The sequence below is a fragment of the Anabaena sp. CS-542/02 genome, assembly GCF_028331085.1.
GTDB classification, from domain to species: Bacteria; Cyanobacteriota; Cyanobacteriia; order Cyanobacteriales; family Nostocaceae; genus Anabaenopsis; species Anabaenopsis arnoldii.
This window is the reverse complement of the sequence record NZ_JAQMTM010000010.1, coordinates 1-13736: the sequence shown is the minus strand read 5'-3', so window position 1 is coordinate 13736 and position 13736 is coordinate 1. Positions and strand designations below refer to the sequence as shown.

Below are 13736 nucleotides of genomic sequence, written 5' to 3'. Positions count from 1 at the left end.
TTGATGGTAGTTTATCATAGCAATTAAAATCCTCAGTGCCTTGCTCCCATGTCTCCAGCCAGTGGTGCTCACAGGATAAATCGCAGTAGTATTATCCTTGATGTTCGGGTGGCAATTTGATCAGTCATATCCGTTGATAGTAACTTTTTAGATTGGGGATTTTGGTTCACCCCCGCTGCTTATCGGCAGAATAAATCTCACATCTCCTGTATGCCAAGGGTACACTTAATCTCAAATACTTTGGCTACTTTCAGCACAATTGTCTAAAATTCTCATGAAAACCGTTTTAATTGTTGAAGACGACCTGATTAATGCTCGCGTTTTTTCCAAAATTTTGACTAAGCGGGGTGGCTTGAATGTTAAACATACAGAAAATGTGGAAGAAGTCATCAAAATTGCCCACTTAGGAGAAGCAGACCTGATTTTAATGGATGTTTCTCTCTCCAGAAGCGTTTACCAAGGTCAGTCTGTTGATGGGATCAAAATTACCCAAATCTTGAAATCCCACCCAAAAACCGCCAACTTACCTGTAATTTTGGTAACAGCCCATGCCATGGAAGGCGATCGCGAGAATTTTTTGCACCAGAGCGGTGCTGATGGCTACATCTCTAAGCCAGTTGTGGATCATCAAAAGTTTGTTGAACAAATTATTGCACTTCTCCCCACAGATATCCACTAATAAATGTTGATTTTATCAGGAATACCCCGCCACCAAATACCCCGGGCGAATTGTTCCTGGCTGAGATAGTCTATCTGAATGGAGCAAGAGTAATCCCGTTACAGTCGTCAGACTTAACGGGATGATTAATTGCGACCATTATAAAACCGCTCCCCGGAAGACTCTACAGAATATGTAGCTTTGCGGTGTAGCGGGTAATTGTTAAATCTAGTACATGATAATGTATTTAGCAAGTCAATCTCAATCACAAATCAGCTACTAGCTAGTTAGTTTTCTTATTGCTGTAGAACCGCTGCAATGCGTGGTAATGCTAAGAATTTTTCAGCATCAGAGAGTAATCTCTCACCCCAGAGATTTTTCTTGAGGAAATCTAAATCACCATAGCGTTGATCGATGCGGAGTGCTGCTTCTCCCATGGACAGGGCTGGTTCGCGTTGCCCTTGATTATACAGTGCCACTGCTAATGCTAATTGGGGTTCTGCCGCTTGTTTGTCTATTTTAACCGAAGCTCGCCATTGCTGTATCGCACTTTGAATGTCCCCCTGTTCGTATTTAATTAAGCCGATATTATTAATCGCCGGCCAGAATTTTTGATTTTTAGATAGGGATTTATTGTACTGGGCGATCGCTTCTGGTAATCGACCTAACATATAGTAAGCATTCCCCAAATCAAACCATCCTTCTGCGCTGTCGGGTTTTAACTGCAAACCCTTTTGGTAATGTGCTGCAGCTGCTTGGTAATTTTGCTGTTGGAAATTAACCGAACCCAAAGCAAACACAATCTCAGGATTTTGGGGATTAAGAGATTGGGCTTTTTCCAATGCTGCGATAGCCGGTTCAAAATTTCTCGACTGTAAATGTAAACTACCTAACAGAACCCAAACCTTATCATTATTAGCAGCCAGTTGAGTAGCCAATCTCGCCCGTGGTAAAGCCAAGTCAAACTGCCCAAACTGTCCGAGTTGAACTGCTTCTTGTGCTAAACTCAACCCTTCTTTTTCTAATTTTTCTGCATCTAGCTGCAATGTATGAGGTATCAATGCCTGTGCGTGGACTGCCTTTGGCATACTCCACAAACTGCAGACAATCAGAAGCGAAATCAAACGAATATGTTTAGGCACACCAACGCCTCCTAGCCGTAAATCAAGGAATCTTTCAGCTAGCTTAAACTATCTATGCTTGATAAGAAAGACAAACTGGATTCTCATAACATATTATAGCGCATTTCAGGTAATGAACTATACAGTAAATAGATGGTGATCGCATCCCGTCCCACAATAACAGATTCAAAGGGGTCAACGCCCATCTCAGCTACTACTTTGCGCAGAAGTTTGTTAGTGGAAGTACGCAGGTGGCAAGCTGTAGACTAACCCCCCACCTTAATTGACATATTGCATTATTTCTTACCAAAAATCAAAGAATCTTTACATAAGTAAGTAGGCATTAAAATTTGTCGTTATGACAAGGGAACACCGGAACAGAGAAGAGGTTTTGGGACACTTTACTCTTCGTTACATACTTCGGTTTTTTTCTGTTCACCTACTTATATGCATATTAAAAAATGTTGAACAAAGGTTTTAAACAGATAATGTATAAATAACTTGCCCATAATAGCGGAGCCGATTCACCAAAGGAAAATGCATCAATATTCTGTAACTAGCAGCAGTGTAGTCAAAGCTAAAGCCAGAGAGTTGGGATTTCACCAAGTAGGGATTACTGCTGTCAATGGGGTAGATGATACAAACGCCCAGAGGTTACAAGCATGGGTAAATCTGGGTTATCACGCCGATATGGAATGGATGAATAACCCCAAGCGTCAAGATATTACCTTAGTTATGCCAAAAGTGCGATCGCTTGTATGTGTCGCCCTCAACTACTACACACCAGATCAACGTCCTGAAGGTGAAGAATATGCTAAGATATCTCGTTATGGCTGGGGTAGAGACTATCATCGGGTCATGCATAAAAAGCTCAAAGCTTTGACTACTTGGTTACAATCACTAGATACAACTATTCAAGCCAGATATTATGCAGACACAGGCCCAGTACAAGATAAACTCTGGGCGCAACAAGCGGGGATCGGTTGGATTGGTAAAAATGGTAATGTCATCACTAGGGAATATGGATCTTGGGTGTTTTTAGGGGAGATATTGACTAATCTAGAACTAGAGAGCGATCGCCCACACACAGAACACTGTGGTACCTGTACTCGTTGCTTAGAAGCCTGTCCCACAGGTGCAATTACCCAACCCTTTGTAGTGGATGCCAATCGGTGCATAGCCTATCATACCATTGAAAATCGCTCCGAAACATTACCAGATACCATATCAGCCAATTTACAAGGCTGGGTTGCGGGTTGCGATATTTGCCAAGATGTTTGTCCGTGGAATCAGCGTTTTGCTCAAATAACAGATGTAGCTGATTTTCAGCCTTATCCTGGTAATATTGCCCCCATTCTGATAGAATTAGCCAATATATCCCACCAAGAGTGGGAAAAACGATTTCCCGCATCAGCCTTGCGGCGGATTAAGCCAGAAATGTTCAGAAGAAATGCTCGTGCTAATCTTGACGTATCCCCACCTAAAGAATGACCCACAAAGTAATTATTTTTGATTTTGATGGCACAATTGCAGATACAGTAGATGCTCTGGTGACTATTGCCAATCGTTTAGCTGGAGAGTTTGGGTATATCCAAATTACTCCAGAGGATCTAGTCCTGCTGAGAAATTTTACCTCTAGGGAAATTATTAAATACTCTGGTGTCTCTATGTTTAAAATTCCCTTCCTCCTCAAAAAAGTTAAGGGAGAATTAAAAGCAAAAATCTCCGAATTAAAACCTATACCAGGTATTTCTGAAGCATTAGCAACACTCCACAGTCAAGGTTATAGACTAGGAATAATTACATCTAATTCTCAAGAAAACGTTACAGCATTTCTAAGCAACAACCAATTAAATCACTTATTTGAGTTCATTTATTCAGGGGTGACAATCTTTGGTAAGACAACTATAATTAATAATGTATTAAAACAGAAACAACTCAACCCTACAGCAGTAATTTATGTGGGGGACGAAACCAGGGATATAGAAGCCTCCAAAAAAGCCAATATTAAAGTTATCGCTGTCACTTGGGGTTTTAATTCTCCAGAAGCTTTAGCTAAACAAGAACCATATATTTTAATTAACCATCCCCAGGAACTACCAGAAGTTATCCGAGTTCTAGACTGTTGTTAGGTCACCAGTGCGATCGCACAAATCATCGCGAAACAAGTATAATGGTTATCTCGTTGTTGATTATCGTGATCCGCGAAAATAGTGTAAAAGGTTCCCACTCCCTGGGAACACTAATCAAATAAAAACGAACAGACTACGCCGTCTGTGCATCCCCACCCACCCGGAAATCAATTTCCGGGCTAATAGGGGAAATCGGTTGAAACCGATGAGAAATCGTCTGAATATTTTCATCAATCCTCTTGGGAGGATTTTTGCTTTCAGACGCTTAATTCATTCCCCGGACTGGTTGAACCGATAATCAATTTATTCCCCGGACTGGTTGACAACAATAAAATCAAGTCCCCTCCCCTTGTAAGCGGAGAGTTAGGGAGGAATCAAAACAATAATTGATACACCAACCAGGACTTATGAAACATCCTCTAGAAACATGAATTTTTTACCACTGGTCAACTATGAGGATAATTCAACTAACTAACAGCCACTTTAATGCACTAGTTGAACGTCACCGAGTTATTGGGCTGAACCTGGTAACGATGTTTTTTGAATCAAAAGATTACTCAAGTTATTGCTTACAGCTACAATACAATATAATAAATAATAAGATAACACTCCTCACAAGCAAAATATGACACTAACCGAATTACTACCATCAATTCAACAACTTTCAGCATCCGAAAAACTCAAATTAATTCGCATTCTTGCAGAAGAGTTAGACTCTACAGAAGATATTTCTCCCTTAGAACCATTCAAAACATATTACCTAGCAACTCCTGATAACAGCTTCGGTGCTGGAAAAATCCTCATGGAACAACTAAATCAGTCTATTGCTAATGATTAACGTTTATGCGGTTGAAATATTCAACAACAGATCCCAGTCAAAATGAATTTGATAGCTTACCCAGACTTCCATTAATTTTACGTAAAGGTGATCAAATAATAGAAGTGTTGGCTTTAGTAGATAGTGGTGCTACTATAAACGTTTTACCTTATGAAATAGGGCTTCATTTAGGTGGAATCTGGGATAGTAGAAAGGCAATTATCCAATTAGCAGGTAATCTCAGTCAAGCAGCTATGCCATTTTTTGCTACTGCTGAAATAGGTGAATTTCCATCAGTTAATTTGGCTTTTGCATGGGTGAATAAACCAAATACACCCTTAATTTTGGGACAAACTAATTTCTTTATAGAATTTGATGTTTGTTTCTATCGTTCAAAACTTGAATTTGAGATCAAACCTAAATCGTAGTAAAATAACCTCTTATGTTCCTACAAGAACTGAAAGAAAAAGCTTGTAAATTATCCCAGAGCGATCGCTTACAGTGAGGTTCCCACTCCCTGGGGACACTATTTGAATGGAAACGGGTTAGAGGTAGAATTTGAGTTTGAGTTTGCGTTTCCGACTGTACATCCCCACCCACCCGGAAATCAATTTCCGGGCTAATAGGGGAAATCGGTTGAAACCGATGAGAAATCCTCTGAATATTTTCATCAATCCTCTTGGGAGGATTTTGGCTTTTAGACGCTTAATTCATTCCCCGGATTGGTTGAACCGCTTGTGCATCCCCACCCACCCGGAAATCAATTTCCGGGCTAATAGGGGAAACCAATTCAAACCAATTAGAAATTGTCTAAATATTTTCATCAATCCTCTTGGGAGGATTTTTGCTTTCAGACGCTTAATTTATTCCCCGGATTGCTTGAACCGATAATCAATTTATTCCCCAGACTAATTAACCCGATCGCGGGTTCATTCCCCACACTAATTAACCCGATAATCAATTCATTCCCCCACACTGGGTAACCTGATGCTGATTTATTCCTGGATGTAATTAACCTAAACCTGAACTAATTAACCCGATCGCATTGACCATCCAAGATTACATCCCCATCCCCTTGAGTGTCCGTACAAAATACTTAGCCACAGAGAAATAAGATTTACCAAAAGATGTATAATATTCTTCTGTTGGTTATAGCGAGAACTTTCTCGCTTTTCTTGTATAACAGCACATAGAGGTTACCGAAAGCCAGTGACTGAACTTGCAGCGGGGGAAATTGTCCGGGTGCGATCGCGCCAATACCTAATTGAGGATGTTGTATTTCCATCCACACCCACAGACGCGACCTTAGTTTCCCTGTCATGTTTAGAAGATGATGCACTAGGGGAAAAACTAGAGGTACTGTGGGAAAAAGAAATTGATGCCAAACTCATAGGTAAAACCTCATGGGAAATTATAGCCAAGCGGGGCTTTGATAGTCCCCAGCTATTTTCTGCCTATCTCCATACCCTGCGCTGGAATTGCGTCACCTCCACAGACCCGAAACTTTTCCAAGCACCATATAGAGCGGGTATTGAAGTCAAAGCCTACCAACTCGAACCCCTGCGCAAAGCCTTATTAATGCCGAGAGTGGGTTTATTTATTGCGGATGATGTGGGTTTAGGCAAAACCATAGAAGCCGGGTTGATTCTGCGTGAGATGTTGATGCGGCAAAAAGTCCGCCGGGTGGTGATTTCCTGTCCGCCCTCAGTGGTGCGACAATGGCAACAAGAAATGGAAAGCCGCTTTGGGTTAACCTTGATAATTTTTGATCGGGAATTTATGGCTAGTCGTCGTCAAGAACGGGGCTATGGGATTAACCCTTGGACAACTCACAACCGCTTTATTATTTCCCATGCTTTATTACGAGATGAAACCTATGCTGCACCTTTGCGAGATTGGTTAGGAGATTTCAGCGGTGGGTCAATGTTGATTCTGGATGAAGCCCATAACGCCGCCCCTGCGAGTGGGTCGAGATATGCTGTAGATTCCCAACTAACCAGAACCCTCCGGGATATCGCCCCCAGGTTTGAACATAAACTGTTTCTCTCAGCTACACCCCACAATGGACATTCCAACAGCTTTGCAGCATTATTAGAAATTCTTGACCCCCAAAGATTTTGTCGCGGTGTACCAGTGCGCGATCGCCAACTGTTAGATACAGTCATGGTCAGAAGATTAAAACAAGACCTGCGAGAAATTGGCGAAGAATTTCCCGAACGGCGAGTAATACCTATTATTATTGATCACCTCCCAGAAAACGCCCCAGAATTGCAACTCTCACGCTTACTGCAAGAATATCGCCACCTGCGGGAAGAAAGACTAAAAACAGCATCTAAATCTAGTCAAAATGCCGCCATGCTGGTAATTACTTCCCTACAAAAGCGGTTGCTATCTTCCATAGAAGCATTTGCACGGACTTTAAAAGTCCATCGGGCGGCTGTGGTTCGACTCCGCTCACCAACCATGGAAAAGAAAATTACTCACCATGTAAGTCAAATATATAACTTACCCTTGCTGCGGGAAACCCCCGACGCAGACGATGAACGGGCGGAATTACCAGAGGAAGAAATTCAAGCAGAGGAAGATAGTCAAGTAACATTAGCTACTGCTCACGCTGTGAATATGGGGTTAAGCAGTCGGGAATGGGAAATTTTAGAGCAGATGACCGACATCGCCAACCAAGCCAGATATGAACCAGACCCACGGGTAAAAAAATTAGAGGCTTGGATTAAAGAACATCTGTGCCCCAACTTAGGTCAACCTAACGCCCCTTGGCTAAATAGAAGAGTCATTATATTTACTGAATATATAGACACCAAAAACTACCTAAAACAACAACTAGAAGCAGCCATTACTGGCTCCCATAGAGACACACAACGGCTAGATGTATTTCATGGTGGGATTATTGGGGAAGATCGCCGGGATGTAATCAAAAATGCCTTCAACGCCGATCCCGCCCATCATCCCCTGCGGATTCTCATTGCTACCGACGCAGCGCGGGAAGGGGTAAACCTGCAAAACAACTGTGCGGATCTGTTCCATTTTGATATACCTTGGAACCCTTCGAGAATGGAACAGCGCAACGGACGCATTGACAGAAAATTACAGAGAGCGCCTGTAGTTAACTGTTACTACTTTGTCTTAGCTCAACGCCCAGAAGACCAAGTATTAAAAGTATTGGTGAAAAAAACCCAAACCATTCACCAAGAACTAGGAACCCTTTCACCGGTACTACAGAAAAACCTATCCCAGTTACTAGAAACTGGTATTCGCCACCATCAACTCAATAATATTACTGCTGCTATAGAAAAAGCTGATTTACCCAACTCACAAATAACTAACACCGAACTGGAAGCAAATCGACAGCGCAGGGAACAGTTAACCCAGCAATTATCCCAATTACAAGAGATGCTGAAAAAATCTCGCGATTGGTTAGGACTAAGTGACGAACATTTCCGCCAGGCGATTTCTGCTTCATTAGAAATGCTAGGTACAACAGCTCTCACAGCTGTAGACCCAGCAGAAGTAATTCAAGAGTCCGCAACCGCACGCTGGAAGCTCCCAGAACTTGACCAAAGCGCAGACCCCACATGGGTTAATACCTTAGACACCTTAAGACCCCCACGCCAAAAAGCACAGAAACCATGGGAATGGCGCAAGGAGTCCCCCATCCGTCCCGTAGTATTTCGCGACCCTGGTTCATTAGATGGGGAAGTTGTACACCTCCACCTAGAACATCGCGTAGTTCAGCGACTGTTAGGCAGATTTTTATCCCAAGGATTTTTACATGATGAATTAACTCGTGCTTGTGTGTGTCTCACAGATGACCCCATGACTAAAATCATCGCTCTGGGACGCTTATCAATTTATGGAGAGGGAGCATCACGGTTACATGATGAAGTAATTACAGTCGCGGCCGAATGGTCTGACCCGGTAACCAGGGGAAGGAAGAAATTACAACCCCTCAAAGAAGGGGAAAAAGATAACGTATTGAAGTTATTAGAAACCTCCTTAGTAGCGCCGCGCTTGCAAAAAGTACCAGAAACAGTTAAACAAATATTACAAAAAAATGCCCCCCAAGACATCGCCGCATTAATTCCCCATTTAGAACGACGGGGGGAAGATTTAGCCCAAAGAGCGCAGAAGAAGTTAACCGCACGGGGTCAAGCAGAAGCAGCACAAATGAAGAAAATTTTAGAAGCACAACAGCAGCGCATTCAAGAACATCAAGGAGAAATTACAGAGAAAAAAGCTATTCAGTTAAGTATTCCCTATGCAGAATTTCCCGCGCAGGAAAAACAGCAATTAGAAGCAGACCTTCGCTACTGGGAAAAACGACTCCAGGGACTTGCTGAAGAAATTAATTCTGAACCCGGACGTATTGAAGCTTCTTACCAAGTCAAAGCGATGCGCATTGAACCGGTGGGATTAATTTATTTATGGCCGGTTTCCGGTTGAGGGGTGTAAACTATGATGAAAGATAGAGAAATTCAACAACATAAAGAATGGTTGGGCTTTTTACAACCAGTGGGGTTAGTGGTCTCCCCCATCGCATTAAATAATTTACAAGTTTCTGTAAATCGTAATGTTGTGGAGTTACAGCAGCGTTTAAATAGCATAGTTACACCGCTCATTGCTGACTTTCCTAACTTTACCCAAGAGATTTTAGGTTGGGAACCTACGGATTTAGTTCCCGCTCCTGATGATTTGGTGGTATCTCTCCCGGAATATGGGGAAATTTTAAAACCTACCTATGGTGTCCCTGACCCGGATCATAGGGGTTGGCTGATGTTAGTCAAGGTAATTTCACCAGGTATAGATTTAGATAGGGTGAGGGAAGATACCACATCAACAGGGTGGCGAGCCAGCCCCCAAGCTAAGTTTGAGCGACTGTTACGAGAACAAGATATACCTGTAGGTATATTATGTAATGGTAGTCATTTACGCTTGGTCTATGCGCCTAGGGGAGAATCTTCGGGACACCTGACCTTTCCTGTCCAAGCCATGGGCGAAGTATCAGGACGGTTGATCTTAGGTGCGATGCATATGTTATTAGAAGAACAGCGAGTGTTCAATGGACCGACGGAACGCCGGTTACTAGCCTTGTTGGAAAATAGCCGCAAGTATCAAAATGAAGTTTCTACTAAGTTATCGGCACAGGTACTTGATGCTCTATGGGATTTATTGCGGGGGTTCCAATCTGCGAATGTAGCTGCTAAGGGCAGGTTATTTGATGACATTGCTAAAAATAATTCTCAATATATTTACGGAGGACTAATTACAGTCTTGCTGCGGTTGGTGTTTCTGTTATATGCAGAAGATGAGGGATTAATGCCCCAAGATAGGATTTATATCAGCAATTATTCAGTTACAGGACTATATGAACGCTTGCGCACAGATGCGGGTAATTACCCTGATACAATGGATCAGCGTTATGGTGCTTGGGCGTGGTTACTGAGTTTATTTCGCCTGGTTCACGATGGGGGTAGTCATGGTGATTTATATTTACCACCACGAGCGGGACAACTGTTTGACCCCGATGAGTACCCATTCCTGGAAGGTCGCAGTTTATTAAATTCTCACTTATTAAATTCTAACTTACCATCGCAGATTGAACCGCCGCGGGTGTCTGATGGGGTAGTGTATCGAATCCTAGATAAGTTACTAGTACTAGATGGCGATCGCCTATCCTATCGCGCTCTGGATGTGGAACAAATCGGCTCAGTTTATGAAGGGGTCATGGGTTATGAAGTTGAACAAGCGACATCCCCCTCTATTGGTGTGTGGAGTAAACCCAATGGCGCAAAACATTCTGTAACCGTGGTGGTGAGTGTAGAAGAGATTTTGCAGACATCCCCCAAAGACCGGAGCAAATATTTACAGGAGGTTGCTGGGTGTGAGGTTTCCGGTAAATCATTAACCGAGTTAACACAAGCTCAAACAGCAAAAGATGTAATTACATCTCTAGGTCAAAAAATATCTCCCCAAACCCCTAGCTTATTACCCCCTGGTTCCCTATATTTGCAACCGGGGGAAGAACGGCGTAATAGTGGTTCCCATTACACACCGCGATCGCTCACAGAATCAATAGTTAAAGAAACTCTTAGACCGGTTTTAGAATCCATGGGAGCTAACCCCACTCCAGAGCAAATATTGAACTTAAAGGTATGTGACCCCGCCATGGGTTCCGGTGCTTTTTTGGTAGAAGCTTGTCGCCAATTAGCAGAAAAGCTAGTGGAAGCTTGGGACAAAAACCCTGGTTCAACCACAGTATCTTCTAATGAAGAACCTTTAGTTTGCGCCCGACGATTAATTGCAGAACGGTGTTTGTATGGGGTTGATAAAAATCCTTTTGCGGTAACTTTGGGCAAAATATCTATATGGTTGGTGACCTTTGCAGATAATTATCCTCTAACTTTTTTAGACCACTGTTTTAAGTCTGGTGATTCCTTGGTTGGTTTAACTCAAGACCAGATTAAACGGTTTACTTGGGAAAACGATCGCACTTATGATGACCCGGATTTGTCGCTGTTAAATCAACAATTATCCAAGTCTAGATTTAACCGAGATGAAATATACCGACTAAGAGATGAGGATTACCAATCTAAACAGCAATGTTACCAAGCGTCAGAGGAGTTATTAACTGATAGTCGGGTTAAGGCTGATATGGCGATCGCGGCTTTCTTTGCTGCTAATAAACCTAAAGCTAGGAAGGAAAAAACAGATGAGTTATTCCAAAAGTATTTCCGATGGCGACAAAACCCAGAAAATAATACGGAGGTAATGGAGATTAGCCAAGGTTTACGCTCTCAAGAAAAACCTGTAATCCCCTTCAACTGGGAATTAGAATTTCCCGAAGTATTTAACCGTCCTAACCCTGGTTTTGATGTGATTGTGGGTAATCCTCCCTTTGCGGGTAAAAATACAACTATTAACGCTAACGCCCCCGGTTACTTAGATTGGTTAAAGGTAGTTCACCCGGATTCCCATGGGAATGCAGATTTAGCGGCTCACTTTTTCCGACGTGCTTTTACCCTCCTGAGAAAAAATGGGACTTTTGGACTAATCGCCACTAACACTATCTCCCAAGGTGACACCCGCTATACAGGTTTAAGGTACATCTGTGAAAACGGCGGGACGATTTACAACGCCACCAAGCGGTTAAAATGGCCTGGTGTTGCGGCGGTGGTTGTTAGCATTGTTCATGTCATTAAGGGGGAATATGGACGGGTTAATCAAGATGTCAATATGCGATCGGTTCAACCAGTCCGGGGAATAGATTCGCGATCAGTTCAACCAGACCGGGGAATAAATTCCCTGTCTGAAAGCGAAAATCCTCTGAAGAGGATTAATGGAGGTGTTGATACAATCTCCAATCGGTTTCAACCGATTTCTGCTATTAGACCGGAAACTGATTTCCGGGCGGGTGACGGGGTAATTTTAGATGGTAAACCTGTTAATCATATTTCTGCTTTCCTGTTTAAAGCACCGGGTAATAATAACCCTAAGACGCTGTTAGCTAATGCGGGTAAAAGTTTTCAGGGGTCTATTGTTCTGGGTATGGGTTTTACCTTTGATGATACTAACCCCAATGCGACACCCATTACTGAGATGCACCGGTTAATTGAGTCTAACCCTAAAAATCAAGAGTGTATTTTCCCTTATATTGGTGGTGAAGAGGTTAATTCTAGTCCTACCCATGCTTATCACCGTTATGTGATTAATTTTGGTGATATGAGTGAACAGGAGGCTAGAGGTTATCCTGATTTAATGGCGATCGTGGAGACTAAGGTTAAGCCTGATAGGGAGAAGCAAAATGATCTAATAGGCAAACAAAATTGGTGGCAATTTTTAAGAACCAGGGGTGAGCTTTATAATGCGATCGCACCTCTTGACCGCGTGTTAGTAATATCTCGTATTGGACAACATAGCTCTTTTACATTCTTACCATCAAACTATGTTTACTCTGAAAGTTTAGTAATATTTCCCTATGAAACATATTCAACCTTTACCGTCCTCCAATCTCACATCCATGAGATATGGGCGAGGTTTTTTGGTTCATCAATGAAGAATGATTTACGCTATACTCCATCCGATTGCTTTGAAACATTTCCATTCCCTGAGAACTGGGAACATGACCCCAATTTAGAATCTGTAGGGAGGGAGTATTACGAGTACCGCGCCGCGTTAATGGTACGGAACAATGAGGGGTTAACTAAGACTTACAACCGGTTCCATGACCCGAATAACTTTGACCCTGAGATTATTAAGCTTAGGGAGTTACATATGGCGATGGATAAGGCGGTTATAGCAGCTTATGGGTGGTTTGACCTAAAGCCCCAGTATGAGTTTATTCTGGACTATGAGGAAGAGGAGGATTCTAATAAGCGTAAAAAGCCGTGGCGTTATCGTTATCCTGATGACTTGCGTGATGAGATATTAGCTAGGTTAATACGATTGAATGGCGATCAATATGAGTTAGAAATTTTAGGGGGTAAAGGTGTAGATAAACCCAAACCCCAAGGAAAGACTAAAAAGACTGCTAAAAAAAAACCCAACCCGTTGCAGAAACATTAAGCTTGTTCCCTGATGAAAATAATTTATCTGTGGTTTCGACTTGACCGATGGTGGTTTCGACTTGACCGATGGTGGTTTCGACTTCGCCGATGGCGGTTTCGACTTCGCCGATGGTGGTTTCGACTTCGCCGATGGTGGTTTCGACTTCGCTCAACCACCGGAGTGGGTATGTTCCCTGAGCGTAGTCGAAGGGAACTTTAGGGGCGATCGCGGTTTCGACTTGGGCGATGGTGGTTTCGACTTCGCTCAACCACCGGAATCGGTATGTTCCCTGAGCGTAGTATGTTCCCTGAGCGTAGTCGAAGGGAACATTAGGGGCGATCGCGGTTTCGACTTCGCCGATGGTGGTTTCGACTTGGGCGATGGTGGTTTCGACTTCGCTCAACCACCGGAATCGGTATGTTCCCTGAGCGTAGTCGAAGGAATAGGGG

General features: G+C 42.8%; 8 protein-coding genes and 1 pseudogene. 7 read left to right on the top strand and 2 right to left on the bottom strand.

Going from position 1 to position 13736, the window contains the following annotated elements:
- The first annotated feature begins 274 nt into the window (after positions 1–274).
- Positions 275–679, top strand: coding sequence for a response regulator (locus PN447_RS00630; protein WP_271760042.1), 405 nt, complete (start codon positions 275–277; stop codon positions 677–679).
- A gap of 275 nt (positions 680–954) precedes the next feature.
- On the opposite strand, the gene PN447_RS00625 is transcribed toward PN447_RS00630, so the two are convergent.
- Positions 955–1800 (bottom strand): tetratricopeptide repeat protein, encoded by an 846-nt coding sequence (locus tag PN447_RS00625; RefSeq protein WP_271760041.1) that lies wholly within the window; start codon positions 1798–1800, stop codon positions 955–957.
- Between the two features lie 516 nt (positions 1801–2316).
- On the opposite strand from PN447_RS00625, the pseudogene queG reads away from it, so the two are divergent.
- From queG to PN447_RS00595, 6 genes and pseudogenes are all read left to right on the top strand, one after another.
- Positions 2317–3292, top strand: a pseudogene (gene queG / locus PN447_RS00620) (tRNA epoxyqueuosine(34) reductase QueG).
- A complete protein-coding gene (locus tag PN447_RS00615) occupies positions 3267–3911 on the top strand; it encodes an HAD-IA family hydrolase (RefSeq protein ID WP_271760040.1) in 645 nt (214 codons plus the stop codon). Before queG ends, PN447_RS00615 begins: the two are co-directional and overlap by 26 nt.
- A gap of 625 nt (positions 3912–4536) precedes the next feature.
- Positions 4537–4749, top strand: a complete 213-nt coding sequence (locus PN447_RS00610) for a hypothetical protein (protein WP_200987545.1) — start codon at positions 4537–4539, stop codon at positions 4747–4749.
- Between the two features lie 5 nt (positions 4750–4754).
- A complete protein-coding gene (locus PN447_RS00605; RefSeq protein ID WP_271760039.1) occupies positions 4755–5156 on the top strand; it encodes a hypothetical protein in 402 nt (133 codons plus the stop codon).
- A gap of 781 nt (positions 5157–5937) precedes the next feature.
- Positions 5938–9186 (top strand): DISARM system SNF2-like helicase DrmD, encoded by a 3249-nt coding sequence (drmD, locus tag PN447_RS00600; RefSeq protein ID WP_271760038.1) that lies wholly within the window; start codon positions 5938–5940, stop codon positions 9184–9186.
- A 12-nt stretch (positions 9187–9198) separates the two neighbouring features.
- Entirely contained in the window at positions 9199–13305 is a 4107-nt protein-coding gene (locus tag PN447_RS00595; protein WP_271760037.1) for an Eco57I restriction-modification methylase domain-containing protein, read from the top strand.
- Here PN447_RS00595 and PN447_RS00590 read toward each other — a convergent pair.
- Positions 13271–13736: hypothetical protein (locus PN447_RS00590; protein WP_271760036.1), on the bottom strand; the 466-nt coding region annotated here is incomplete at its 5' end. The genes PN447_RS00595 and PN447_RS00590 overlap by 35 nt on opposite strands.